Raw genomic sequence first — 24,474 nt, 5'->3', positions numbered from 1 at the left:
TTCTCTAAATAAATTAAAAATCTTTGTCTAAATCTGCATCTGTAATTTCATAAGCCTTGTAAATAGCAGGCAATAATTTTCTTATAGCATAATCAAAATGATAAAATTGCCTATATACCTCTTCTGGATTTAAATTTTTAGCATTCTTAAAATCAAATACTTCAGTATTATTGATTTTGGCAATATTTTCATCAAAATAAGAGTAAAACTCTGCTCTTTGTTTAAACAAAGCATTTAAATTTTGAACAATTTTGGCTTTATCCATTTTATATCCTTTTTAAATAATTTAAAAACTTAATCCCATTTTTTATTTAAGAAATAAAAAATTTACTCCTATTTTAGCTAAAAATTGATAAAGTTATATCTTAAATATTTTAATATATAGGCCACTTATGAATTTATTTCAAAATTTAGCTTTAAAATACTCTCATACTATGATGGAAAAATCCCTCCAAAAAGGTTTCAATGTCGAACTTTTAAAACAACCCGAAGAAAAAATTCCAAAACAAGACAAAAGCTATATGCTTTATGCCCATGTACCTTTTTGCCATACTTTTTGTCCTTATTGTAGCTTTCATAAATATTATTATGATGAAAATTTAGCCAAAGTGTATTTTCAAAATCTTAGAGAAGAAATTAAAATCATGAAAGATAAAGGTTTTGATTTTACTTCCATGTATGTGGGTGGTGGTACAACACTGATTAACGAAGAGGAATTATTAAAAACCTTAGAATTTTGTAAAAAATTATTTAATATAAAAGAAATTTCATGCGAAAGTGATCCAAATCATATTGATCCAAATAAGCTTTTTATGTTTAAAGGTATAATTGATCGTTTAAGTTGCGGAATTCAAAGTTTTGATGATGAAACTTTAAAAAAAGTGGCAAGATATAATAAATTTGGTTCATCTAAAGAACTTCAAGAAAAAATTTCAAAAGCTTTAGGAATTTTACCTATTTTTAGTATAGATCTTATTTTCAATCTTCCAGGACAAAGCGAAAAACAACTTTTAAATGACTTAGAAATTGCTACAAATTTAGCCCCACAACAAATCACAACCTATCCTTTAATGAAATCAAATCTTACCAAAGATAATATCGCTAAAAGTCTAGGAGTGAGCATTAAAGATAATGAATTTACTTATTATCAAATCATATGCGAATTTTTTAAAGACTATACCCAAAACAATGGTTGGAGTTTTTCTTTAGAAAAAAACAAGCTTAATGACGAATATGTCAGTTCTCATCATGAATACCTAGGAGTAGGCAGCGGGGCTTTTAGCTTTTTAGATGGGGAGCTTTTAATTAATGCATTTAATCTAAATGATTATGCTAAATTTATACAAGAAAAACAAAATGCTAATATAGCCAAAGCTTGTTTTGATAAAAAAGAGATTATCAAATATGTCTTTTTAACTGAAATTTTTTCAGGGAAAATAGAAATTGATAAATTTAATAAAACTCTAAATTGCAACCTCGAAAAAGAACTTTTCATAGAACTTTTAGGGCTTAAAACAAGTGGTGCCATCATAAAAGATCAAAATGCTTTAATCGCAACCGAATTTGGTCAATATCTTTTTGTGGTTTTAATGAAAGATTTTTACATAGGAATGGATCTTGTGCGTGCAGTATTTAGAGATGATAAGCGTCTTAAAAATAAAGATTATATCGATATCATGAAAGAAAATATTGATCCGCTTAACTCCGCTAGTATGGAATTTAAAGCGGAGACAAACTAAAAGGGGCGAACAACCATCATTAAAACGATAATAATAAACATTATAGTTGGGAATTCATTATAAATTCTAAAATATTTCCCACTTTTAGCAGAAGTATCATTTGCTAAAGCTTTTAAACAATAATAATTATGTATATGGAAAATAATCAAAAGTGTAACACAGGCAAGTTTAACATGCATAAAACCCGAACCTACCATTAAAACTTCCTTATGAGCATGCAACATTAAACTTCCTGTGATTAAAGTCACAATCATTGCAGGAGTTTGTATATAAAAATAAAGTTTTCTTTCTTGAATTTTTACAATCTCGACAAAACCTTTATTGTCTTTATGTTCAGCATGATACACAAAAAGACGAGGTAAATAAAAAAGACCCGCCATCCAAGAAACAAATGCCAAATAATGCACCCATTTAATCCAAAAATAATAATCATTAATCCATTCTGTCATCTTTTTTCCTTTTTTTAAATATTTCTTGTATTAAAATCAAAGCCACACTTATATTTATCATGACATCTGCAACATTAAAAATAGCAAAATTAAACCATTTATGCCAAAAAAACATATCCACTACACCTCCATGTATAAAACGATCCAATAAATTTGAAACACCAGCACCAAGCATCATTCCAAAAGCTATATTATGAGTTTTTAAAAGTGTTTTTTGCCAAAAAAGATAAATAAAAAGCACGCCAATTAAAGCAAGATGTAAATATTTTAAATTATGTTCTAAAAAACTCAACATTGAAAAAGCTACGCCTGTATTTAGAGCATAAGTTAAATCTAAGTATTCACTCTGCCATCTAAGTCCTGCTAAAGTTAAGGATTTTACCCATTGATCAAGGGCAAAAACCAAAACAAAGACACCCCAAAAATAAAAAATAAATTTAAAAGTTTTAGCCATTTAAAGCTTTCTTAAAAAACTCCACAACATTTTTCATTTCTTTTTCTAAGAGCTTAATATCTTTAGCTTCTAGCAAAAGTCTTATCAAATTTTCTGTTCCAGAATAGCGAAATAAGGTATTAATATTTTTATTTTCTAAATCTTTTTTTAATTCTTTTAAACCTTTAATTTTATCTAAATCTTTTTTTTCTGCAATTTTAAGATTGGTTAAAAGCTGAGGATAAGGTTTGACTTGACCCAAAATAGAGCTTGCAGATTTTTTCTTAGAAAGCATTAAAGCACTAAATTGCAAAGCAGCTATCAAACCATCTCCAGTTTTTGCATAATTACTAAAAATAATATGCCCACTTTGCTCTCCACCAAAATTTCCACCATTAGCTTTTAATTTTTCAAGCACATATTTATCGCCCACATTACAAGTATCAAGTTCTATACCATGTTTATTTAAAAATTCTTTTAAAGCACCATTACTCATTATAGTGACTACAACACTTGATTGTAATTTACCTTGTTCTTTAAGATAAAGTGCTAAAACCCCTAATAAACTATCTCCATTAGCCACTTCGCCTTTTTCATCTACAACCACCAAACGATCTGCATCACCATCAAAAGCAAAGCCTACATCTGCACGCAAACGCTTTACCTCAGCAGCTAAGTTTGCAGGATGCAAAGCTCCACAATTTTCATTGATATTAAGTCCATTAGGTTTATCGCTCATTACTATAACTTCAGCGCCTAATTCCTTAAAAACAGTAGGTGCTACCTTATAAGCTGCCCCATGAGCCACATCTAAAACCACACGCAAAGACTTTAAAGTAAGATCTTTTGGAAAAGAATTTTTAATAGAAACAATATATCTTCCTATAACATCATCAATTCTTTTTGCTTGACCAATTTTTTCCATATCTACCTTAGAGGCTTGTATAAGCTTATCATCAAAATAAATTTCTTCTATTTTTTTCTCTATATCTTCACTGAGTTTATTTCCATGAGCATCAAAAAATTTAATACCATTGTCATAATAAGGATTGTGAGAAGCTGAAATCATAATCCCTGCATCACAACGCATATCTTCAGTTAAGAATGCAATCGCAGGAGTTGGCATAGGACCAATTTGTATAACATTATATCCTATAGAAGTAAGCCCTGAAACAATAGCATTTTCTATCATATAGCCACTTCTTCTTGTATCTTTTCCTACTAAGATATTATTAGTAATACTTTTATCTTTAAAATAAATACCCGCAGCCATTGCTAAACGCATAGCCAAAAAACTATCTAAAAATTCACCCGCTTTTCCACGAACTCCATCGGTTCCAAAAAGTTTCATTGCAAACCTTTCTAGCAAAAATTTAAAGACAATTATAACAAAGCTAAGATAAAGAAATTTAAACAAGCTCTAAAAATAGAGCTTGTTTAGAACCTTATAGTTCAGGTTTAGGAGTTCTTTCAGTAGAAATAGGAAGTTGTGGATAAACAATTGCTGGTTTTGTTCCTGTTAAAGATTTTAAGAAAGTTTCAATACTTTTTGCTTCTTTATCAGAAATTTTAATGCCAAGTTGCACACTACCCATTTCCTTAATAGCATCTTTTAGATTCCAAATAGCGCCATTATGAAAATATGGAGCAGTTTCAGCAACATTTCTTAAAGTTGGAGTTTTTACCATGCCATTTGCATCACCTTTAAAATCGCCTAAATTTGCAAATTTATATTTACCAGCAACTTCGAACGCTTGCATATTGCCACCTAAATTCACACCATTATGACAAGCTACACAACCTTTATCTATAAAAAGTTTTAAACCTTGTTGCTCTTCTTTTGTTAAAGCTTTTTCATCGCCTTCTAAAAATTTATCAAAACGAGATGGAGTGATCAAAGTTCTTTCAAAATTTGCAATTGCATCAGCAATATTGTCAAAATTTACACCGCTTTTACCATAGATTTTTTTAAACTCACTCACATATTCAGGCAAAGATGAAATTTTTTCTACTGCAAGTTTAGCAGGAGTTGCCATTTCAGGATCAGCTTGGATTGGACCTTTAGCTTGATCAGCTAGAGTACCTGCACGACCATCCCAAAATTGAGTACTATTTAAAACTGCATTATAAACTGTTGGTGAATTTAAATGATGGGGATTTGCTGTCCATTTATGACCTATTGCAGTACTGATTCCATCTATTCCACCAAGTCCTACATTATGACAGGTATTACAAGAAATGATACCACTTTTTGAAAGGCGTGGTTCAAAATAAAGCTTTTTACCAAGCTCTGCTTTTTCAAGAGTAAATTCACTAGCCTTTACTCCATTTTGTTTCAAAATTTCATCAACGCCTTTTTGATCTTTTGGTAAGGCAACAAGACCTGAATTTTTAGCTTCATCTATAAGACTTGCAGCATTTAAGCTTGAAAAAGCAACTAAGGATGCGATTAGCAATGATTTTACTTTCATTTACAAACTCCTATTAAAGATAAATTAAAATAAAATAATAATCATTTAGAGCTTAAATAAAAATAAATATTATTAAAAAATATTTATAATTAATTAATACTATTTTTATCTTAAAAATTATTTTTTGTTTATTTATTTTCATAAGATATAATTTTTAGTTATAAATCTTAAAATTTTAAGATGATTTGAAAAGGATATTATGGAAAATTTAATAATTTACGCTTTTATATATCTTTTAGGTTCAATCCCTTTTGGGCTAATCCTAGCTAAATTTTTTGCTAAAACTGATATCAAAAAAGAAGGTTCAAAAAGTATAGGGGCAACCAATGTTTTAAGAGTAGTAAAAGAAAAAAATCCCAAACTAGCAAAAAAACTTGCCATTGCTACAATAATTTTAGATTTTGCAAAAGCAGCTATTCCTTTACTAATCTTAAAATTTCTTCATTATGATCAAGCTTTGCTTTGGAGCGTGGCAGTTTTGGCTATTTTTGGACACTGTTTTTCAATTTACTTGTTATTTGAAGGAGGAAAAGGCATAGCAACAGGAGCAGGTGCTATGATAGTTTTGCTTCCATTGGAAGTGCTTACAGCATTTATTGTATGGGTGGTTATTGGAAAAATTTTTAAAATATCTTCGCTAGCTTCTTTAGCAGCGTTACTTGCTTTTGTTGTAAGTTCTTTTATATTTAATTATGACTTAGAAATTCATACACATGCACCCGTTTTCATTATCGCTTTTATTATAGTATATAAACATCTACCTAATATTAAAAGATTGATTTTTAAAGAAGAATGCAAAGTCATATAAAAATAAAATTTCACTTTAAGTGTATCATCGGTATATTAGATTTCGAAAGAAGGAAAAAACAAAAAATTATTATCAAGCTTAAAGCTAAAGCAAATGAATTTTTAAATTATGCAGAGGTAATTACCAAAATTAAAAAATGGTATAAAAAAGAAGAATTTTACACCCTTGAAGAGTCTTTAGACTTTGTAAGCTTAAATTTAAAAAAAGATTTTCCTAATTTAACCAATCTTAACATAAAAATTTTCAAACCCCATATAATAAAAAATGCTACAGTTGGGGTTAAATTGAAAAAAAAATATTAATTTTTTTTTAAAGATATCTAAACATTTACTTAAGCTATGATATAATTCTTTAAATTTTTCTTAATAAGGATAGAACAAATGAGAATTTTAGTTATAGAAGATGAGATTAGCCTAAATAAAACAATTATAGACAATCTTAATGAATTTGGTTATCAAACCGATTCTTCTGAAAATTTTAAAGATGGAGAATACTTTATCGGCATTAGACATTATGATTTAGTTTTAGCAAACTGGACTTTACCTGATGGAGATGGAGCGGAACTTGTTAACACTATTAAGCATAAATCTCCAAGAACTTCAGTTATGATTATGTCTTCAAAAACAGACAAAGAAACAGAAATCAAAGCTTTGAAAGCTGGAGCCGATGATTTTGTTAAAAAACCTTTAGATTTTGATATTCTACTCGCAAGAATTGAAGCAAGACTAAGACTTGGTGGAACCAATGTTATTAAAATTGAAGACTTAGTTATTGATCCAGATGAGGAAAAAATTACTTATAAAGGTCAAGATATAGAACTTAAAGGAAAACCTTTTGAAGTTTTAACGCACTTAGCAAGACATTCGGATCAAATTGTATCCAAAGAACAACTTTTAGATGCCATCTGGGAAGAACCTGAGCTAGTAACTCCAAATGTTATCGAAGTAGCTATCAATCAAATTCGTCAAAAAATGGATAAACCGTTAAACATATCTACCATAGAAACAGTTCGTCGTAGAGGATACCGTTTCTGCTTCCCTAAAAAATCTTAACAATTTTGCACCTTCGGTGCAAAAAATTTATCTTTATTTCTATTTTTATATTTTATTTAAGTTTTGTTATTGTATAAACTAAAATTATTTTTTAAATTTTTGAAAGGTTATGATGTCTCTTTTAATTACAAAAGACTGCGTATGTTGTGATGCTTGCAGAGAAGAATGTCCTGATGAAGCTATTTATGAAAATAGTCCAATTTATGTAATAGACCCTGATCTTTGTTCAGAGTGCGTTAATGATTTTTCAGAGCCTGCCTGTATTGTTGCTTGCCCATATGAATGTATCATTCCTGATCCTGATAATGTAGAAACTATAGAAGAATTAAAACTCAAACATAGAGATAGAGAATTTTAATGGCAAAAAAAACAGCCGTTGTTGATCTTGGCTCAAACTCCATTAGAATGGTGATTTTTGAAAAAACTTCTAGATATGGTTTTTATACAACTTGCGAATACAAACGCAAAATAAGACTTGGAGAAAATGCTTATAATAATGGCAAAATTCTCCAAGAAGAAGCCATGCAAAGAGCCGAAGATGCCTTAGCTTTTTTCAAACAATGCGCTTTAAAGCATAAGTGCAAAAAAATATTTATAGTAGGCACATCAGCCTTAAGAGATGCCCCAAATTCAAAAAATTTCATTAAAAGAATCAAAGATAATCTGTCTTTAAATATACGCTGTATAGATGGAAAAAGCGAAAGTTACTTAGGTGGTCTTGCGGCTTTAAATTTATTAAGTCCTTTTAAGGATGGAACCACTTTAGACATAGGTGGTGGTTCTAGTGAATTGTGTTTAATAAAAAATAATAGAATTATTTCTTGTATATCTCTTGATATTGGCACTGTTAGGCTAAAAGAATTGTTCTATGATACTGGAAAAATGGATTCTTTAGAAGAATTTATAAAACCAATTTTAGAACAAATTCCTAAAGAATTTTGCAATCAAAACCTTATTGCAATAGGTGGAAGCTTAAGAGCAATATCTAATTCCATCATGCAAAAAAATTCCTATCCACTGAAAAATTTACATGATTTTCGCTATATGCTAGATGAAGAAAAAGGACATATTTTAAAAATTTTTAATTCAAACTTAGACTCTTTAATCAATTTTGGAATAAAAAAGGATCGTTTTGATACCATTAAAGAGGGTATATTTATTTTTTTAAAGATTGCGGAAAAAATAAAAGCCAAACAAGTTATCACGAGTGGGGTTGGAATCAGAGAAGGAGTTTATTTACAAGATTTGCTTCGTCCTAAAATCACATTTCCACCAAATTTCAATCCCAGTTTAAAATGTTTACAAGATAAATTTTTACAATCAAAACAAAAAAATAAAACTCCACATTTTGCTCTGCAAATTTTTACAACCCTTAAAAATCTTCATAAACTTAACGATAACTATAAGCATACTTTACTAAATGCTGCTAAATTATGCCATATTGGAGAATATTTAAATTTCTATTTTGCTAATGAACACTCTGCTCATTTTGTACTAGGTGGATTAAATTATGGATTTTCACATAAAGAAAAAGCTTTAATTGCTAGCATTATTAAGCTTAATGGAAAAAAAGTTAATCCTTATAATCTTGAACCCTATAAACAACTTTTACCCAATATTCATACCATTTCATGGCTTAATTTTATTTTGTGCCTAGCTAAAACTTTAAGCACAAATGAAGATAAGATTGATTTTGCTTTTGCAAACAATACTCTTTATATATATCAAGAAAACAAAATTCTTAATTTACCCAAAGATGAGCTCAAAAAAATTGCAAAACCAGCTACCATAGCATTAGCAATCAATCAAAAAATTTAAGATTTTTTACCTTTTTGACGCTGCTCTATAAGATTTTGAATTCTTTTTTTATTCTCTTCAAAAAAAGAATCAAAATTTTTCTCTGTTTTTTCTGTATGTTTTATTGTTTGTTCCTCTGGAATTTCAACACTTTCTAAAAGCACATTGGAATTACCTATTATCATTGTATAACGTTTATTAGCGTGATCAAAAACAACAAGTTGATTATTTTTATCTAAAAATCTTTGGAAAATCATAGTAAAATCTCTAGAAACATTGTTATTTTTATAAACCATAGTCTTTTTAAACCACCAAAGCACTATTAACAAAATAACTAAAATCAGCATTACTAAGATATAATTTGTATAATCATACCCTTCTAAACTTGTACTTTTTGGTTTAGGCATTAATTCTTGAGAATTATTCGCAGTTGTTGTAGGTGCAGATTCGATATTTGCTTTCCCTTGCTCTATAGCTCGTATCCTTACTCCAAATTTATCATTGATAGAGCTAAGTTCTAAATTAATATTTTGTTTGTTTTGTAGCATAATATAGGTATTATTATTTTTAGAACTAATACTAATTTTATCTACAAGTTGAGAGTTAAGTTCTTTTAATTCATCTTTAGAATACGTTAAATCACTAAAAGTTAAAAGAGTTAAATTTTTTTCTTTTTTTTGAGAAATATTGCCATTATAAGCATTATCAAAAGAAAGCATTAAATCTACTCGATCATTTCTATCGTAGATATTATAACTAATCAGCTCAACACTATATAAAGGTAAAATTAAAAAAAATAATACTAGTAATCTCATTTAAATTTCTTTTTTAAAGTATTGAAGCACAGTCTTAGAATCCAAAATTTCATTAATTCTTATAGCGAGATTTTTTTCATAAACCATAACCTCGCCTTTGCCAAAAATTCTTTTATTGATATAAAGCTCAACGCTTTCTCCAGCAGGCTTTTCAAGATCAATAACCGAACCTACTTCAAGTTTTAAAAGCTCTGCTACACTCATATTTGTAGTTCCGAGCTCGCTTACAAAATCTACTGTAATATCTAAGATATCTTCATAAGATTGTAAAAGCCCATGATGAATGTTAAACTCTATATCATCGCTCATTATTTGCAATATCCTATTCTAAAATAACAATTTTCAAATTTATAAGTTAAAGCTTCATCTAGAACTATTTCAGAAAAATCAACTTTTCCTAAATATTCGGGAATTCCAAGTTTATACTCGTCATCACCCTTAGCATCATTTAACAAATTTTTAGCATAACCTATAATCTGATTGGCACATTCTTTAGTTAAATCGCACCAGTCATCTTCTTTAAATTTTTCATCATTAATTAAAATTTCTGCAATTTTTTTTAAAAATTCTTTTGGAAAAAATAAATAAAAATTACATTCTCCTTCGCTTTTGCCCATGATAGGAATACTCGCTCCATAAAGTTCACCGCTTATATCTTGAGCTGCTTCAATGCGAAGTCTTAAGATATGCTCGCAAAAATGAGTGATGGAATACTCAAGAATCTTTAACATAGCTACCACCTTTATAAAAAACTTAATTTAAAATTATAGTAAATATAAAATAAAAATATGTTTTAAAATTTTATTTTTTGAAAATTTCTTCAATATCTTTCATTATTATATCCAAATTTCCTTGTTTAAAACACTTTACTATGCTAGTTCCCACAATCACTCCATCAGCAACTTTTCTCATTCTTTTTACATCTTGATTATTTTGAATGCCAAAACCTACAAAAATAGGCAAATTTGTAAAAGATCTGATTTCTTTTACTTTATCTTGTAAGACTGCTTCTTCGACACTTTTAGTACCTGTAATACCTATGCTTGCTAATAAATAAATAAAACCTTTAGCATGTTTTACTAACTTTTTAACCCTTTCTTTAGGGGTTGTAACACTTACAAGTGTAATTAAAGCTATATTATATTTTTCACACTCTTTAATTAAATCATCACTTTCTTCAAAACTTAATTCAGGTATAATCAAAGCACAAATCCCTAAAGATTTTGCTTTTTTCACAAATTTTTCCAAACCATAAGAAAAAATTAAATTATAATAAACCATAAAAACCAAAGCTTTTTTAGTTTTTACCCTAGCTAAAAGCTCAAAAACATTGTAAATATCTACACCTTGATCAAGAGCTATTTTTGCCGCATCTGCAATAATCTCACCATCGGCAATAGGATCACTATAAGCAACACCAAGTTCTAAAATATCAATAGGGCTTTGATCCAATCTTTGCAAAAAAGCTTCACTTGTTTGAAGATTTGGATAACCTAAAACCGTATAAGCCACATTTGCATTTTCTTTATAAAATTTTCTAAAATCAACCATAAATCACCCCTTTTTTATAATCTCTAATCATTTGCATATCCTTATCTCCCCTACCTGAAAGATTTACTACTATCACGCTTTTCTTTTTTAAAGTTGGACAAAGTTTTTCTAAAAACGCTAAAGCATGCGAACTTTCAATCGCTGCAATAATACCTTCCTCTTTGCAAAGTAATTTTAAAGCTTGCATACATTCTTCATCACTTATAGCATGATATTGCGCTCTTTTACTTTCAAATAAAAAAGCATGCAAAGGGCCAATTCCTGGATAATCAAGCCCTGCAGAAACACTATGCACAGGCAAGATATTGCCTAAATCATCTTGTAAAACCTTGGTTTTCATACCGTGAATAATGCCTGTTTTTCCCTTATTTAAAGTCGCTGCATGATAAGGTGTATCGATGCCAAGCCCCCCTGCTTCAATACCTATAAGTTTAACATTTTCATCTTTGATAAAATCATAAAAAATCCCAGCTGCATTGCTTCCACCCCCAACAGCTGCAATAATATAATCTACTTTTTTATTGAGTTTTTGAAGTTGCATTTTGCATTCTTTTCCTATAATGCTTTGAAAATGGGTTACCATTTTAGGATAAGGATAAGGACCTACCGCACTTCCAACCACATAAAAAATATTTTTAATATCTCCAACCCAAGCTTGAATAGCTGCAGTAGTAGCTTCTTTTAGAGTTTTAAGCCCACTTTGTACTGCATGAATTTTAGCACCCAAAAGCTCCATTTTATAAACATTTAAAGCCTGTCTTTGTACATCAGTTGCCCCCATATAAATTTCACATTCAAGTCCTAAAAGTGCTGCTGCAGTGGCTGTTGCAAGTCCGTGTTGACCTGCTCCTGTTTCTGCTATGATTTTTTTCTTTCCCATTTTTTTTGCTAAAAGGGCTTGAGCGATGGCATTATTGATTTTATGTGCTCCAGTATGATTTAAATCCTCGCGTTTTAAATAAATTTCATGCTGATATTTTTTGCTTAAATTTCTAGCAAAATAAAGCGGAGTAGGACGCCCCACATAAGTTTTTAAAAGCTCGTTTAATTCTTTTTTAAAGAGTTTATCTTTAGAAAATTTCAAAAAAGCACTTTCTAGCTCATTTAAAGCAAACATTGCACTTTCAGGCAAAAACTGCCCACCAAAATCCCCATAATATGCTTTTTTCATTTTTTCAGCTCCTTTAAAATTTGTTTTATTTTGTTGATATCTTTTAAGCCTTTTTCATCTTCAAGTTTTGAATTAAGATCTAAAATTTTAGCTCCTGTTTTTACGGCCTTATGAATATTATCCAAACCTATGCCTCCAGCTAATACAAAATCTTTAGTATAAGAACTTAATAAAGTCCAATTAAAACTTATTCCATTACCGCCCTTTAAAATTCCCTTAGCATCAAAAAGCACTAAATCAGCAAAAATTTCACTTTTTAAATCTAAACTATCTTCCACACTTATCACCTGCCATACAAAAACATTTTGTACCTTTAAAATTTCAAATTCTTCTTTGGTAATAGTGCGATAAATTTGTACTCCATCAAGCTTAACTTCTTGAATACATCTTAAAATTTGTTCCAAATTCTCATCTACAAAAACACCGACAACTTTTTTATCTTTTTCATGAAAAATTGCACTTAAATTTCTTGCTTGTTCTAAACTCACTCTTCTTGGACTTTTAGCAAAAATAAGTCCAAAAAAATCAATATTTAAAAAAGCTAAATCTTTAGCATTTTTTTCATCTTTAATGCCACAAATTTTAAGCTTTAGCATAAGCTTGATACTCCTTAAAATACTCTATAACCTTACCTGAATAAATGGCTTCTAAAATCATATCTTTAGCCACTAAAGGCGAACTTGCTTTATTGGCTGTATAAAGTGCAAACATAGCATTTAAAACTACTAAATCAAATTTTGCCCCTTGCATTTTACCACTTAAAATATCTTTTAAATCCTTAGCGTTTTCATATGCACTAGATCCTATGATTTCACTATGAAAAGCTCTTTTAAAACCAAATTGTTCAGGACAGATAGAATACTCTAAAATTTCTCCCTCACAAAGCTCATAAATTTTACTTTCATCACAAATACTAAGCTCATCCATACCATCATTTCCTCTTACCACTAAAGCTTTTTTGCGTCCTAAATTTTTTAAAACCTCTATCAAAAGCCTATGCACAGGTGCGTGATAATTTCCCATAAGTTGATATTTTAACTTTAAATTAGGGTGCAATAAAGGACCTAAAACATTAAAAACCGTTCTTACTCCAAGTCTTGATCTGATCTCTTTAAGTTCTCCTACTAAAGGATGAAAAAATGGAGCATGTAAAAAACTAAGCCCTTGATTATTTAGTTGTTTTAAAACTGATTCTAAAGTGTTTAGAGTAGTTATATTTAAAGCTTCTAACACATCTGTACTTCCGCTAGAACTTGAAATGGCACGATTTCCGTGTTTGGCTACTTTTACCCCTAAAGCTGCTAAAATAAAAGCACTAGTCGTAGAAACATTGATACTTTTAAAACCATCTCCACCTGTTCCGCAAATATCAATCATCTCACTCTCATCACTAAAAGTTTGAGAATATCTTAAAATTTGTCTTACAAAAGCACTTAAAGATTTTTCGTTTAAAGACTTTTCTGTGATTAAAATCAACAAAGCCGCCACTTGTAAAATTTCATAATCTTTAGACATAATAATCTTACAAATTTGCTCAAAATCATCGCTTTGTAAAAAATGATTTTCACTCATTTTTTGCAAATAAAAACTTAAAGGATTTTCTTGTTTTTGTGATTTTTTTATATCTTGTTTTAAAAAATTAGAAAAAAGCTGTAAGCCATATTCACTAAAATAGCTTTCAGGATGAAATTGCACACCATAATAAGGTAAATTTTTATGTCCCAAAGCCATAATCACACCCTTCTCATCAAGGGCTAAAATTTCAAGCTCATCACTAAGCTGTTTAACCTCTAAAGAATGATAACGCATCACGCTAAAATTTGGAGGCAAATTAGAAAATAATTCATTTTCCTTGCATTGTTTTATCAAAGAATTTTTTGCATGCATAGGCTCTTGCATCTTAACCACTAAAGAATCAAAAGCTAAAGCTAAAGCTTGATGTCCTAAACAAATGCCCAAAACAGGGATATTAAGCCTTGCTTTAAAAATTTCAAGACAAATCCCACTTTGACTTGGATGCTTTGGACCAGGACTTAAAATAATATGAGTAGGATTTAAATTTTTAATTTCACTCAGAGAAATTTCATCATTTCTTCTTACTAAAATTTCATCATTGCTGAGTTGCTCTAACATGCTTTTGACATTAAAAACAAAAGAATCATAATTATCAATTAAAAGTATCATTGATTTTCCTTTTTTAAATTTTCAAAAGCTACCAAAAGCGCCTTGCGTTTAGCACAAATTTCTGCATATTCTTTTTGACTCTCACTTTGCAAAACAATACCCGCCCCACTTGCCAAATAAGCCTTATCTTGAGTAAAAAAAGCGCAACGAATTAAAATCGCTAAAGTTATGTCTTCGTTAAAATTTAAAAATCCTACCGCACCACCATAAATTCCACGATCGCAATCTTCAAGCTCACTAATGATCTCTAAAGCTCTTATTTTAGGAGCTCCGCTTAAAGTTCCCGCTGGAAAAACTGCTTCAATCACATCGAAAATACTCGCATCTTCTTTCATATTGGCATACACTTCACTCACTATGTGCATTACAAATTTATTTTTAATAATAGAAAAAAGATTTTCCACTCTTGTTTGAGCGCCAAATTTAGAAGCATCATTTCTTGCTAAATCTACAAGCATCTTATGTTCACTAAGTTCTTTTTCATCACTTAAAAGATCTTTTTCTAAAGCTAAAAGATCACAGTTATTTTCCAAATTTCTAGTTCCAGCAATAGGGGCTAAATAAATCTCTCTTTTTTTAATTTTCAATAAAAACTCTGGAGAAGAACCCAAAACAACACCATATTTACTTGGAAAATAATACATATAAGCGCTTGGATTTAAAGCACTTAAACTCTCATAATAATCAAAAGCATTTACTTGATGCTTGATACAAAGTTGCTTACTTAAGACCACTTGAAAAATATCTCCACTTAAAAGATATTCTTTAGCTTTTTCACACATTTTTAAAAAATCATTTTTTTCATCTTCTAAAGAATTTAAAATTTCAAAAGCATTTTTTTGTTTCTTTTTAATTGGTTCAATATCATCTTTTAAATATTCAAAATATTTTGAAGCGCCAAATTTAAAAAACATCTTACTATTTTTCTCATAAATCAAATAAGCTTTAGCATTGGCAAATAAAAATAAAGGAAAATCATAATTTTTCTTAGAAGAAAGTGGAATTTTCTCAAACAAAGATACAAAATTCGCACTAAAAACTCCAAAAAATCCAGCAAAGTCGCAAATTTTATTCTTACTTAAAGCTTCATAATATTTTGCCTTAAACTCGCTAAATGATAATTCATTAGCATCTAAATAATCACAATCAATCCCTATAATTACCTTAGTCAAATCCTCTGCAAAATAAGAATTTTCAAATTTTTCAAGGATTTGTCTGTAATAAAAATTTACATTTTTAACAAACATAATAGGCCTTTTTTAAAAAAATAAAATAAATAAAAATAATACTAAAGAAAAAATTTAGATAAAAAGAAGTTTAGAAACGCCAAGAGCGAAGAGTGTGTGTAAGTTTTAAAATCAAAGAATTACCAAAAAAATCATTTTCACTCATCTTTTACCTTTCTTATAAAATATTTCAAAAATTAAGACTTTTATGAAAATTTTTAAAGTCTAAGTTAATTTTAATCAATAAATATAAATTTTGCTTTAAATTTAAAATAAATATTATAAAATCTTTATATTTTATAATATTTTGAAACATTTTTACGATGCTTAAAGTTACCAAAAAAATATTCTATTGTTTTAAAAAACTAAGATAATACTTAGCTTAATAAGATAAAATTATTCCGTATTTGAAATATTTAATATTTTTTAGGAAAAGCTATGGAAATCACAGATTTACCTTATCTAATCATAGGAATCATTTCAGGTATTGCTTCTGGACTTTTTGGCATTGGTGGAGGTATGATTATCGTTCCTTCTATGTTCGCACTTGGAGCAAGCGCTCACCATGCTATCGGAATTTCAGTATTGCAAATGATTTTTGCAGCAGTTTTTGGCTCTTATATTAATTATAAGAAAAAAAATCTAAATCTTAAAGATGGTGTTATGATAGGTTTTGGAGGGCTCATAGGGGCAAGCTTTAGCGGAATACTTTTAAAAGCTTTAAGCGATGTAGCTCTTACTAGCGTATTTTTGACGGTAAGTTGTATATTTTTTATCAAATATGCTTTTGGAATTAAAGAAAACATTGTGCAAATTCAAAGAAGCGTTTGGGTAAAGAATGTCATTTTATTTATTGCTGGAGCTTTTACTGGTATTTTTGCTATTTCTTTGGGAATTGGTGGTGGACTTTTAATTGCTCCAATTTTAGCTTATTTTTTAGGCTATGATAGTAAAAAAGTTGTTTCCTTATCCTTGTTTTTTGTTATTTTTGCTTCAGTCTCTGGTGTTATATCTTTTTCAAATTCTGGAGTTATAGACTCTGAAGTTATTCATAAAGGAATACTAGTAGGTATAGCTTCTATGGTTGGAGTTTTTATAGGAATTAAAATCATAGAAAAAATGCATATTTCAGCTCATAGAAAAATTTTACTTTGCGTATATGCCTTATCAATACTTGGAACCACCCACTCTTTGCTTAATAAGCTAAATCTTATAAATTTTTAACTTGGATTTATCCAAGTTCTTTTAATATTATTATGCTAAAATCTTAAATTTATTTTAATGTTTAGGAAAGACTATGAACGATACCATCAAAATCATTGGTGCAAGAGAAAATAACCTAAAAAATATCCACCTTGAAATTCCCAAAAACAAACTCATTGTTTTTACAGGACTGAGTGGAAGTGGAAAATCAACCCTTGCTTTTGGCACTCTTTATGCTGAAGGACAACGCCGTTATATAGAAAGTTTAAGTGCTTATGCCAGACAATTTTTAGATAAGGTAGGCAAACCTGATGTCGATAAAATCGAAGGTTTAACTCCAGCCATTGCCATAGATCAAAAAACTACTTCTAAAAATCCACGCTCGACCGTGGGAACCATCACTGAAATTTATGATTATCTAAGACTTTTATATGCAAGAGTTGGCATTCAACATTGTCATCAATGTGGACAAAAAATCTCATCTATGAGTGCAAGTGATATAGTCAGTGAAATTTTAAAATTTCCAAAAGGTGCAAAAATCATCATCTACGCCCCACTCATACGAGAAAAAAAAGGAACTTATGCAGATTTACTTGAAAATTTGCGCAACAAAGGCTATGTAAGAGCTCAAATTGATGGAGTTTTAGTAAGACTTGATGAAGAAATTGAACTGGCTAAAACCAAAAAACACACCATTAAACTTGTCATAGATAGACTTGAAATTCAAGAAGATTTACTTTCTCGCCTTGCAAGCGATATAGAAAAAGGCTTACAAGAAAGCTTTGGAGAAATAGAAATAGAAGTTTTAAATCATGAAGAAATAAATCTTAATAAACACTATCATTTTAGCGAACACTGCGCTTGTTTTGATTGTAAAATTTCCTTTGTTCCACTTGAACCTTTAAGCTTTTCTTTTAATTCTCCAAAAGGAGCATGTGAAGCTTGTGATGGACTTGGAATTCGTTATACTTTAGATATGAAAAAAATCATCGATGAAAATTTAAGCCTCGAAAATGGTGCTGTTAAAATCATGTATGGTTTTAACAAAAGTTATTATTATAAATTCCTAATCGCCTTTTGCGAACAAAATGAAATTCCTATCAAAATACCTTTTATGCAATTAAGCGAAGAGCAAAAACGCCTTGTATTATATGGTAATGCCAAAACTATAGAATTTCTTTGGAAAAGAAATCGTCTAAAACGCACTTTTGAAGGCGTGGTTAAAATGGCTTATGAAATGCTAAAAGATGAAAAAGATTTAGCCGAATATATGAGTGAAAAAATTTGCAAAGACTGTGGTGGGCATCGTTTAAAACCCGAAAGTTTAGCCGTGAAAGTAGCCAAAAAAGGCTTGGATGAAATTTTAGATATGAGCATAGAAGATAGTACGGCCTTTTTTGCAGATGAGAAAAATTTTTCCTATTTAAGCGAGCAGCAAAAACTTATTTCTAAACCTATCCTAAAAGAAATCAACGAAAGATTGTTTTTCTTGTATGATGTGGGGCTAGGTTATCTTTCTTTAGGGCGTGATGCAAGAACGATTAGTGGGGGTGAAGCACAAAGAATCCGTATAGCTTCACAAATTGGCAGTGGTTTAAGTGGAGTGATGTATGTCTTAGATGAGCCTAGCATAGGACTTCATGAAAGAGATACTGCAAAACTGATTAAAACTTTAAGAAATTTACAACAAAAGGGCAATACTCTAATTGTCGTAGAGCATGATAAAATGACCATAGAAGAAGCTGATTTTATCGTAGATATTGGTCCAAAAGCAGGAAAATTTGGGGGTGAAGTTGTATTTAGTGGAACTTATAAAGAACTTTTAAAAAGCAAAAGTGAAACTGCACTTTATATGAATGGTAAAAAACAAATTTCACAACTTCAAAACAGAACGCAAAAAGAATGGCTTGAACTTAAAAATGTAAATATTAACAATATCCAAGATTTAAGCGTAAAATTTCCTTTACAAAATTTAGTCGCTATAACGGGAGTTTCAGGTTCTGGAAAAAGTTCTTTGATACTTCAAACCCTACTTCCTTTTGCACAAGAGGAATTAAACCGTGCGAAAAAAGTTAAAAAACTTGGCGGAGTGCAAATAGAAGGACTTGAAAAACTTGATAAAGTCATTTATCTTGATCAAAGCCCAATTGGGCGCACACCACGTTCAAATCCTGCTACCTATACAGGTGCTATGGATGAAATCAGAAATCTTTTTGCCGCCACCAAAGAAGCCAAAATGCGTGGTTATAAAGCAGGACGCTTTTCTTTTAATGTCAAGGGTGGAAGATGTGAGAAATGTAGCGGAGATGGAGAAATCAAAATAGAAATGCATTTTTTACCTGATGTTATGGTAGTTTGTGATACTTGCGAGGGCAAACGCTACAATGACGCCACGCTAGAAATCAAATATAAGGGTAAAAATATCAGCGAAATTTTAAATATGAGTGTTTTAGAAGCGAGTGAATTTTTTACAGCCGTTCCTAAAATCAAACAAAAATTAGATACTCTAGTAAAAGTGGGTTTAGATTATCTAACCCTAGGACAAAATGCCACCACCTTAAGCGGGGGTGAAGCACAAAGAATCAAACTTGCTAAAGAACTAAGTCGTAGCGATACAGGAAAAACGCTTTATATACTTGATGAACCTACAACAGGACTGCATTTTGAAGATGTTAATAAACTCATCTTAGTTTTACAACATTTGGTTGATCTTAAAAATTCTGTTTTTGTGATAGAACATAATTTAGATGTGATTAAAAATGCTGATTATATTATCGATATGGGGCCTGAAGGCGGAGTTAAAGGTGGAAAAGTTATAAGCACAGGAAGCGTGGAAAAAGTCGCTAAAGAGCATAAGAAAACAAAATCCTATACAGGATATTATTTAGATCTAGAGCTTAAAAACGCAAGGAGTTGAAATGACACACGAACAAAAAATTGCATTTTTTAAGATTAAAAGATTAAGTGTTTATATATTTTTCTGTGCTTTATATAATTTTTATTACTTTTTTTCTTATGAAGGGGTGACGAGTTCATATGAAGCTGGGAACGAAATTCTTTATATTGGCGGTATATTTTTATGCTTCTTTTCTTGTATTTACATAGTTCTTGCTTTTATTTTTATGGTGGTCAGAATTCATTTTTTATTTTCTTCTAATAAGATTTTAATTTATTTTTTGCTTGCCATTATAAACCTTGGTGCATCTTTTTTTCTTTTGGAAAATAAAATTTTATTTTTAGGGCTTTTAGCTTTATTTTTCGTTTTTTATTTTTTATTTTCACTTACCCTTGCTTTGCTTTTTAAAGAAGTGAAAATGTCTTTTTTATTTGCATTTTTGTGCATGCTTTTGGCATTTTTATCTTTTATATTTGTCTATAAATCAAGCCTTTTATTTCTTTTCCTTACTTTGCATTTTTTGAGTTTTGCTTATGCCTTTGAAAGGTATAAAATTTTAAAAAAGCTAGATTGAAATATTTTAAAGAAGAAAAGTGTCAAATTTAAACTTTCATCAAATGTTTGAAATTCGAAGACAAAATGATTTTAAAAGCGTTAAAAAGTTTGCTTGGATAGTTTTTATAAGTTTTTTACTTTCAATTTGTTTTTATTTTTTACCTATCGTTCTTGATTTTATCTATGATTTAAAATTGTATAATTTTGATTCTATCGCTAACATTTTAACTATAATTTTTTGTGTGATTTTTTTAATTTCTTATTCAATTATGATTTTAAAACTTTATTTTACAAGTAAAAGTAAAGTTTTGTTGATAAGTTTTTTTATAGCTGCAAGCACTCAATTTATCGCTTTGTTTAACTTAATTCTTATTATGAGTGCTTATCCTCTCAGTCAGACGCGTATTGCTCTATATAGCTTTTCTTTTTTATGTCTTATAGTAGCCATTTTTTGTACTTTTATATTTTTTAAAACACTAAGAGCTTTATGTGAAAATCAAATTTATTTTCTCTTATGTTTTATTTTTAAAAGTATGATTTTGATAATTGTTTTTATATTTATGCTTTTTTTAATTCATAGCAAGCCTTCACTTGCTTTAGCCATAACTTTGTTTATGTTTTTTTTCTTTACAGGCTTATTGTTTGTCATTTATTACGCCCTATTTGCTTTCGCACTTAGTAAAAACCAAAATATCAAATTTATCCCAAATTTAAAGCTTTTATCCAATGAAAAAGAAAATATTTAACTATAGTATTTTATTTGTTATCTTTTTAAGCCTAAGTCAAATCACCTTAGTTTTTGTTTTTAATCACTATTTAACCATTGATTATAGCCTTTATGAATTACCGCCGCAAAACCTTCAAATGCTAAATTTAGCCGATCAAAAGCTTTATCATCTAAGAGAAAATTTGCGTTTTTTAAATTCTATTTTAACTTTTTTACTGCTAATTTTATTTTGTTTTATACATTTATTTTATTTTTTTATTTTTAGAAAAGAAAAATTGATATTTCCTTTGGCTTTTTGTTTTATTTATATAATGTTTGTTTGTTGTATTGATATGTATTTTCATCTAGAAAACGCTAACTTATGGCAATTTTTCATTTATTTAGCTTTTATTCTTTCTTTTATTTATATATTTCTTTTAGATAAATTTTTTCAAAGCCATCTTTTCAAAATTTATTTTATTTTTATCATTGTAGGTGCTATTTTTTTAAGATTAGATCTTGGAAATTTAAATTTGTATTTTGAAATTATCAAATCTTTTTTATTTCCTATCCATCTTTTTATTTTGTTTATTTTAATGCGTAAAAAAGAGTTTTAATGTTTGATTTTTTATATAATGATATTAGCTATTTAGGGCTTTTCATGGTGTGTTTTCTTTCAAGCACACTATTACCCTTAGCAAGTGAAGCCTTTGTTTTAGGCTTTATAAAACTTGATTTTAATCCGAATTTGGTACTTATCGTAGCCACTTTGGGTAATACCTTAGGAAGTTTAAGTACTTATGCTTTAGCGTATTTTGGAAAAGAAAAAATTTTAGAAAAATACTTTAGCAAATCCTTGAAAAAATTAGAAAATTTCAATGCTAATTTTGCTAAATTTGGAAGTATATTTGCTTTTTTTACTTTTTTGCCTTTAGTAGGAGATCTTTTTGCCTTGGGACTTGGTTTTGCAAAATATTCTTTTTTAAAAACTATATTTTTTATCTTACTTGGAAAATTAAGTCGTTATGCTTTCATAATTTTCATAGCAAACTCCTTTTAAAAGCCTCATTTTTATCAACTCTAAAAGCTTTGCATTATTAACATTTTTTAAAATTTTAACACAATTTTTAGTGCTTAAATCCACCCCTATACTCATTTTTGGTTCTTTAAAACAACGCCAACTCATACCTCTTGCCAAAGAACTATCGCAAATAACATCAGCATAACACTCATCAAAATCTGCAATACTAGAATCTAATGCGTAAGCTATCGTTAAAGCGTCATGTATCCAAGTTCCCTTTGTACCACGTGTTTTAGAGGCATAATCAATCCAAACACCTAAAGTTTCAACGATAAAATCACATAAAATATTCTTACCTTGCAACTCTTTTAAATCCTCATGAGTCAATAAAGTCTGCATGGTTGCATTATAAGGTACGAGTGTAATTTTAGCTCTTGAATTTAGCACTATACTAGCCGCCTCAGGATCAAAACCAAAATTTGTATCTTTAGTGTAATAAGGCATATCAAAACTGCCTCCCATAATAAAAAGCTCTTTAAGATTTATATCAAAATCTTTAAAAATTTTCATAGCCATAGCGATATTTGTCAAAGGTCCTATCGCACAAATAGAAATTTCTTTAGGATTTTTACTCACTAACTCACCCATTTTAAAAATCGCATCAGGATTTATATTTTCTAAAATTTCAGGACTTTTTATATTTTCCCAAAGATATTCAAGTTTAAAATTTTTTACACTTTCATCAAGTCTTTGACGCCAAGCTTTACTTGATTCTTTTAAGGCTTCATTCGCTCCCAAATAAACGGGGATATTTAAATTTAAACGTTTAAATAAATCCTTAGCCACACTATAGGCAACAAGGCTTGGAACATTACCGCAAACTGTGCTTAGCATTTCAAGTTTGATTTCTTTAGATGACAAAATCAAAGCAAGTGCTAAACCATCATCAGTATTTGCTCCTGCAATAGCATTGCCTATGTCCGTGTCTAAAATAAGTCTCATATCGCATCTTCTATTTTATTTAAATCTCTACCTCTAGTTTCTGGCGCAAAAAATGTAGTCACAAAACCTATACTTGCAGTTAATACAAAATATGTTGCAATAGGCCACCAAGTGCCATAATACGCAAGTAAAGCAGAAGCCACCATAGGCGCTGTTCCTCCTGAAAGAATAGAACCTAGCTCCTTAGCAAAAGCCATTTTTGTATAACGGTTTTTTACCCCAAAAAGCTCCACACCCCAAGCCGCTTGCACACCAAAAATCCCTAAAGATGCTAAAGACATACCTACAATAATAGTTAAAATCACAATAATTTCATTTTTACTATCTAAAAGTATAAAAGCAGGAAAAGCATAAATCATTAAAAGCAAACAAAACATTCTATAAGTAATACGTCTTCCAAATTTATCACTTAAATAACCCGCCAAAGGAATAACTAAAAACCCTACCAATGAAGCTATCATTACCGCTGTAGTAGCAACTGATTTGTCTAAAAGTAAAATTTTAGTCACATAACCTACAATAAAACCTTGCGCAAGATAAGAAGGTCCATTTTCGCCTATTCTTAAGCCCACCATAGTCCAAAAAGCACGACTTCTTTGCCAAAAACTTCTTTCATCTTTTTTTATATGCTTTTCGTTATTAAGACGCAATTTCATCATTTCATTTTTTTGCTTTTCAAAAACAGGGGTTTCTTTGACATGAAAACGAATATATACAGCAAAAAGAGCGATTAAAATACTTCCCATAAAAGGAACTCTCCAACCCCATTCTTTAAAACTTGCTTCATCCATTTGTACCATCAAAAGCCATACAAAAGACGCAAGCAAAGTTCCGCTATTTGATCCTAAAGCAATCACAGAAGAAACAAGCCCTCTTCTCTTGCTAGGAGCATATTCTCCAAGCATAACTGTTCCACCTGAAAGTTCAGCTCCCGCACCAAAACCCTGCATAAAACGCAATGCAACCAAACAAATAGGCGCCCAAACACCAATCACTGCATAACTTGGAATAAAACCTATCAGAGTAGTTGAAATTCCCATTAAAGCTATTGTAGCCATCATAACATTTTTTCTTCCGTGTTTATCACCTAAATAACCAAAAAACAAAGCCCCAATAGGTCTTGCAATAAAACCTATGCCATAAGTTACAAAACTAAGCAAAAGTGCAATTACTGGAGTTTGCTCAGGAAAAAACACTTCTGAAAAAATTGTTGCAGCTGCTAAACCATAAAGTGCAAAATCTGCATATTCCATAGCAGTTCCCAACCAGCAAGAAAAAACTGCCTTTTTAAAAACTTTCCTACCTTTAGGTGTGTTAAAATTCTTATCCGCAATTCCATCAATTTGCTGATTTGTCATTACATTATCCTTATATTTTAATATATTTTTTTATAAA

Annotated in this window: 28 protein-coding genes; 12 read left to right on the top strand and 16 right to left on the bottom strand. The window is 29.7% G+C overall.

The window, feature by feature from the left end:
- Nucleotides 1-13: 13 nt before the first annotated feature.
- On the bottom strand, nt 14-265 hold the full coding sequence (gene cmeU / locus AJ884_RS04605) for a CmeU family protein (RefSeq protein ID WP_002861128.1): 252 nt from the start codon (nt 263-265) through the stop codon (nt 14-16).
- A gap of 127 nt (nt 266-392) precedes the next feature.
- On the opposite strand from cmeU, the gene AJ884_RS04600 reads away from it, so the two are divergent.
- Nucleotides 393-1,739, top strand: coding sequence for a coproporphyrinogen III oxidase family protein (locus AJ884_RS04600; protein ID WP_070233648.1), 1,347 nt, complete (start codon nt 393-395; stop codon nt 1,737-1,739).
- Here AJ884_RS04600 and hemJ read toward each other — a convergent pair.
- The 4 genes from hemJ to AJ884_RS04580 form a co-directional block, all read right to left on the bottom strand.
- On the bottom strand, nt 1,736-2,188 hold the full coding sequence (hemJ, locus tag AJ884_RS04595) for a protoporphyrinogen oxidase HemJ (protein ID WP_070286472.1): 453 nt from the start codon (nt 2,186-2,188) through the stop codon (nt 1,736-1,738). The genes AJ884_RS04600 and hemJ overlap by 4 nt on opposite strands.
- Nucleotides 2,172-2,642 carry a signal peptidase II gene (gene lspA / locus AJ884_RS04590; protein WP_070233650.1) on the bottom strand — a complete coding sequence of 157 codons (471 nt, stop codon included), beginning with the start codon at nt 2,640-2,642 and terminating at the stop codon, nt 2,172-2,174. Before lspA ends, hemJ begins: the two co-directional genes overlap by 17 nt.
- Entirely contained in the window at nt 2,635-3,972 is a 1,338-nt protein-coding gene (gene glmM, locus AJ884_RS04585) for a phosphoglucosamine mutase (RefSeq protein WP_070233651.1), read from the bottom strand. The genes lspA and glmM overlap by 8 nt, the downstream gene beginning before the upstream one ends.
- A 94-nt stretch (nt 3,973-4,066) precedes the next feature.
- Nucleotides 4,067-5,092, bottom strand: a complete 1,026-nt coding sequence (locus AJ884_RS04580; RefSeq protein ID WP_070233652.1) for a cytochrome-c peroxidase — start codon at nt 5,090-5,092, stop codon at nt 4,067-4,069.
- Nucleotides 5,093-5,291: 199 nt separating this feature from the next.
- Between AJ884_RS04580 and plsY the strand changes: the two genes are divergently transcribed.
- The 5 genes from plsY (at nt 5,292) to AJ884_RS04555 (ending at nt 8,770) form a co-directional block, all read left to right on the top strand.
- Entirely contained in the window at nt 5,292-5,900 is a 609-nt protein-coding gene (plsY, locus tag AJ884_RS04575; protein ID WP_002921511.1) for a glycerol-3-phosphate 1-O-acyltransferase PlsY, read from the top strand.
- Nucleotides 5,885-6,202: a dihydroneopterin aldolase gene (locus AJ884_RS04570; protein ID WP_002857609.1), complete on the top strand. Its 318-nt coding sequence runs from the start codon at nt 5,885-5,887 to the stop codon at nt 6,200-6,202. Before plsY ends, AJ884_RS04570 begins: the two co-directional genes overlap by 16 nt.
- A gap of 78 nt (nt 6,203-6,280) precedes the next feature.
- The gene (gene hsrA, locus AJ884_RS04565; RefSeq protein ID WP_002857553.1) at nt 6,281-6,952 is read left to right on the top strand and encodes a homeostatic response regulator transcription factor HsrA; all 672 of its coding nucleotides are present in this window, start codon (nt 6,281-6,283) and stop codon (nt 6,950-6,952) included.
- A 112-nt stretch (nt 6,953-7,064) separates the two neighbouring features.
- Nucleotides 7,065-7,310, top strand: coding sequence for a YfhL family 4Fe-4S dicluster ferredoxin (locus tag AJ884_RS04560; protein WP_002854647.1), 246 nt, complete (start codon nt 7,065-7,067; stop codon nt 7,308-7,310).
- Nucleotides 7,310-8,770 carry a Ppx/GppA phosphatase family protein gene (locus tag AJ884_RS04555; protein ID WP_070233653.1) on the top strand — a complete coding sequence of 487 codons (1,461 nt, stop codon included), beginning with the start codon at nt 7,310-7,312 and terminating at the stop codon, nt 8,768-8,770. Before AJ884_RS04560 ends, AJ884_RS04555 begins: the two co-directional genes overlap by 1 nt.
- Here AJ884_RS04555 and AJ884_RS04550 read toward each other — a convergent pair.
- The 9 genes from AJ884_RS04550 to AJ884_RS04510 form a co-directional block, all read right to left on the bottom strand.
- Entirely contained in the window at nt 8,767-9,564 is a 798-nt protein-coding gene (locus AJ884_RS04550; protein WP_070233654.1) for a hypothetical protein, read from the bottom strand. The genes AJ884_RS04555 and AJ884_RS04550 overlap by 4 nt on opposite strands.
- Entirely contained in the window at nt 9,565-9,873 is a 309-nt protein-coding gene (gene fliN, locus AJ884_RS04545; protein WP_002824739.1) for a flagellar motor switch protein FliN, read from the bottom strand.
- The gene (locus AJ884_RS04540; protein ID WP_002854524.1) at nt 9,873-10,295 is read right to left on the bottom strand and encodes a chemotaxis protein CheX; all 423 of its coding nucleotides are present in this window, start codon (nt 10,293-10,295) and stop codon (nt 9,873-9,875) included. The genes fliN and AJ884_RS04540 overlap by 1 nt, the downstream gene beginning before the upstream one ends.
- A gap of 70 nt (nt 10,296-10,365) precedes the next feature.
- Nucleotides 10,366-11,115: a tryptophan synthase subunit alpha gene (gene trpA, locus AJ884_RS04535; RefSeq protein ID WP_070233655.1), complete on the bottom strand. Its 750-nt coding sequence runs from the start codon at nt 11,113-11,115 to the stop codon at nt 10,366-10,368.
- Nucleotides 11,108-12,286, bottom strand: a complete 1,179-nt coding sequence (trpB, locus tag AJ884_RS04530) for a tryptophan synthase subunit beta (RefSeq protein ID WP_002857405.1) — start codon at nt 12,284-12,286, stop codon at nt 11,108-11,110. The genes trpA and trpB overlap by 8 nt, the downstream gene beginning before the upstream one ends.
- A complete protein-coding gene (locus AJ884_RS04525; protein ID WP_002854429.1) occupies nt 12,283-12,882 on the bottom strand; it encodes a phosphoribosylanthranilate isomerase in 600 nt (199 codons plus the stop codon). The genes trpB and AJ884_RS04525 overlap by 4 nt, the downstream gene beginning before the upstream one ends.
- The gene (gene trpD, locus AJ884_RS04520) at nt 12,869-14,470 is read right to left on the bottom strand and encodes an anthranilate phosphoribosyltransferase (RefSeq protein WP_070210136.1); all 1,602 of its coding nucleotides are present in this window, start codon (nt 14,468-14,470) and stop codon (nt 12,869-12,871) included. Before trpD ends, AJ884_RS04525 begins: the two co-directional genes overlap by 14 nt.
- A complete protein-coding gene (locus AJ884_RS04515; RefSeq protein ID WP_002861115.1) occupies nt 14,467-15,717 on the bottom strand; it encodes an anthranilate synthase component I family protein in 1,251 nt (416 codons plus the stop codon). The genes trpD and AJ884_RS04515 overlap by 4 nt, the downstream gene beginning before the upstream one ends.
- A gap of 169 nt (nt 15,718-15,886) precedes the next feature.
- Nucleotides 15,887-16,012, bottom strand: coding sequence for a hypothetical protein (locus AJ884_RS04510; RefSeq protein ID WP_002854718.1), 126 nt, complete (start codon nt 16,010-16,012; stop codon nt 15,887-15,889).
- Nucleotides 16,013-16,134: 122 nt separating this feature from the next.
- On the opposite strand from AJ884_RS04510, the gene AJ884_RS04505 reads away from it, so the two are divergent.
- The 6 genes from AJ884_RS04505 (at nt 16,135) to AJ884_RS04480 (ending at nt 22,116) form a co-directional block, all read left to right on the top strand.
- Nucleotides 16,135-16,920 (top strand): sulfite exporter TauE/SafE family protein, encoded by a 786-nt coding sequence (locus AJ884_RS04505; protein ID WP_070210135.1) that lies wholly within the window; start codon nt 16,135-16,137, stop codon nt 16,918-16,920.
- Nucleotides 16,921-16,993: 73 nt separating this feature from the next.
- The gene (gene uvrA / locus AJ884_RS04500; protein ID WP_070233656.1) at nt 16,994-19,816 is read left to right on the top strand and encodes an excinuclease ABC subunit UvrA; all 2,823 of its coding nucleotides are present in this window, start codon (nt 16,994-16,996) and stop codon (nt 19,814-19,816) included.
- A gap of 1 nt (nt 19,817) precedes the next feature.
- Entirely contained in the window at nt 19,818-20,369 is a 552-nt protein-coding gene (locus tag AJ884_RS04495; RefSeq protein ID WP_002870756.1) for a hypothetical protein, read from the top strand.
- 19 nt (nt 20,370-20,388) lie between these two features.
- Complete coding sequence (locus AJ884_RS04490) at nt 20,389-21,096, top strand: hypothetical protein (protein ID WP_002894535.1); 708 nt, start codon at nt 20,389-20,391, stop codon at nt 21,094-21,096.
- Nucleotides 21,077-21,673, top strand: coding sequence for a hypothetical protein (locus tag AJ884_RS04485; RefSeq protein WP_070233657.1), 597 nt, complete (start codon nt 21,077-21,079; stop codon nt 21,671-21,673). Before AJ884_RS04490 ends, AJ884_RS04485 begins: the two co-directional genes overlap by 20 nt.
- Nucleotides 21,673-22,116: a YqaA family protein gene (locus AJ884_RS04480; protein WP_002859441.1), complete on the top strand. Its 444-nt coding sequence runs from the start codon at nt 21,673-21,675 to the stop codon at nt 22,114-22,116. Before AJ884_RS04485 ends, AJ884_RS04480 begins: the two co-directional genes overlap by 1 nt.
- On the opposite strand, the gene AJ884_RS04475 is transcribed toward AJ884_RS04480, so the two are convergent.
- Together AJ884_RS04475 and AJ884_RS04470 are read right to left on the bottom strand one after the other, a co-directional pair.
- Nucleotides 22,072-23,079 (bottom strand): nucleoside hydrolase, encoded by a 1,008-nt coding sequence (locus tag AJ884_RS04475; RefSeq protein ID WP_070233658.1) that lies wholly within the window; start codon nt 23,077-23,079, stop codon nt 22,072-22,074. The two genes, AJ884_RS04480 and AJ884_RS04475, sit on opposite strands and share 45 nt — an antisense overlap.
- A complete protein-coding gene (locus AJ884_RS04470) occupies nt 23,076-24,437 on the bottom strand; it encodes an MFS transporter (protein WP_070233659.1) in 1,362 nt (453 codons plus the stop codon). Before AJ884_RS04470 ends, AJ884_RS04475 begins: the two co-directional genes overlap by 4 nt.
- Nucleotides 24,438-24,474: the final 37 nt, after the last annotated feature.

Origin of the sequence: Campylobacter sp. BCW_6463 (genome assembly GCF_001762785.1) — a bacterium.
Lineage (GTDB): Bacteria > Campylobacterota > Campylobacteria > Campylobacterales > Campylobacteraceae > Campylobacter_D > Campylobacter_D jejuni.
Note: the sequence above shows the minus strand (reverse complement) of the source record. Positions and strands in the feature narration are given on the sequence as shown.

Bases quoted from the DNA above. Each gene is read 5' to 3' on its own strand.
- hemJ (WP_070286472.1), bottom strand. From the start codon at position 2,188: ATGACAGAATGGATTAATGATTATTATTTTTGGATTAAATGGGTGCAT.
- trpB (WP_002857405.1), bottom strand. From the start codon at position 12,286: ATGAAAAAAGCATATTATGGGGATTTTGGTGGGCAGTTTTTGCCTGAA.
- AJ884_RS04485 (WP_070233657.1), top strand. From the start codon at position 21,077: ATGAAAAAGAAAATATTTAACTATAGTATTTTATTTGTTATCTTTTTA.
- AJ884_RS04505 (WP_070210135.1), top strand. From the start codon at position 16,135: ATGGAAATCACAGATTTACCTTATCTAATCATAGGAATCATTTCAGGT.
- AJ884_RS04580 (WP_070233652.1), bottom strand. From the start codon at position 5,092: ATGAAAGTAAAATCATTGCTAATCGCATCCTTAGTTGCTTTTTCAAGC.
- AJ884_RS04510 (WP_002854718.1), bottom strand. From the start codon at position 16,012: ATGTTTCAAAATATTATAAAATATAAAGATTTTATAATATTTATTTTA.
- lspA (WP_070233650.1), bottom strand. From the start codon at position 2,642: ATGGCTAAAACTTTTAAATTTATTTTTTATTTTTGGGGTGTCTTTGTT.
- trpA (WP_070233655.1), bottom strand. From the start codon at position 11,115: ATGGTTGATTTTAGAAAATTTTATAAAGAAAATGCAAATGTGGCTTAT.
- hsrA (WP_002857553.1), top strand. From the start codon at position 6,281: ATGAGAATTTTAGTTATAGAAGATGAGATTAGCCTAAATAAAACAATT.
- AJ884_RS04555 (WP_070233653.1), top strand. From the start codon at position 7,310: ATGGCAAAAAAAACAGCCGTTGTTGATCTTGGCTCAAACTCCATTAGA.
- cmeU (WP_002861128.1), bottom strand. From the start codon at position 265: ATGGATAAAGCCAAAATTGTTCAAAATTTAAATGCTTTGTTTAAACAA.
- AJ884_RS04470 (WP_070233659.1), bottom strand. From the start codon at position 24,437: ATGACAAATCAGCAAATTGATGGAATTGCGGATAAGAATTTTAACACA.
- AJ884_RS04480 (WP_002859441.1), top strand. From the start codon at position 21,673: ATGTTTGATTTTTTATATAATGATATTAGCTATTTAGGGCTTTTCATG.
- AJ884_RS04515 (WP_002861115.1), bottom strand. From the start codon at position 15,717: ATGTTTGTTAAAAATGTAAATTTTTATTACAGACAAATCCTTGAAAAA.
- AJ884_RS04600 (WP_070233648.1), top strand. From the start codon at position 393: ATGAATTTATTTCAAAATTTAGCTTTAAAATACTCTCATACTATGATG.
- plsY (WP_002921511.1), top strand. From the start codon at position 5,292: ATGGAAAATTTAATAATTTACGCTTTTATATATCTTTTAGGTTCAATC.
- trpD (WP_070210136.1), bottom strand. From the start codon at position 14,470: ATGATACTTTTAATTGATAATTATGATTCTTTTGTTTTTAATGTCAAA.
- AJ884_RS04540 (WP_002854524.1), bottom strand. From the start codon at position 10,295: ATGTTAAAGATTCTTGAGTATTCCATCACTCATTTTTGCGAGCATATC.
- AJ884_RS04475 (WP_070233658.1), bottom strand. From the start codon at position 23,079: ATGAGACTTATTTTAGACACGGACATAGGCAATGCTATTGCAGGAGCA.
- AJ884_RS04495 (WP_002870756.1), top strand. From the start codon at position 19,818: ATGACACACGAACAAAAAATTGCATTTTTTAAGATTAAAAGATTAAGT.
- AJ884_RS04560 (WP_002854647.1), top strand. From the start codon at position 7,065: ATGTCTCTTTTAATTACAAAAGACTGCGTATGTTGTGATGCTTGCAGA.
- fliN (WP_002824739.1), bottom strand. From the start codon at position 9,873: ATGAGCGATGATATAGAGTTTAACATTCATCATGGGCTTTTACAATCT.
- AJ884_RS04550 (WP_070233654.1), bottom strand. From the start codon at position 9,564: ATGAGATTACTAGTATTATTTTTTTTAATTTTACCTTTATATAGTGTT.
- glmM (WP_070233651.1), bottom strand. From the start codon at position 3,972: ATGAAACTTTTTGGAACCGATGGAGTTCGTGGAAAAGCGGGTGAATTT.
- uvrA (WP_070233656.1), top strand. From the start codon at position 16,994: ATGAACGATACCATCAAAATCATTGGTGCAAGAGAAAATAACCTAAAA.
- AJ884_RS04570 (WP_002857609.1), top strand. From the start codon at position 5,885: ATGCAAAGTCATATAAAAATAAAATTTCACTTTAAGTGTATCATCGGT.
- AJ884_RS04525 (WP_002854429.1), bottom strand. From the start codon at position 12,882: ATGCTAAAGCTTAAAATTTGTGGCATTAAAGATGAAAAAAATGCTAAA.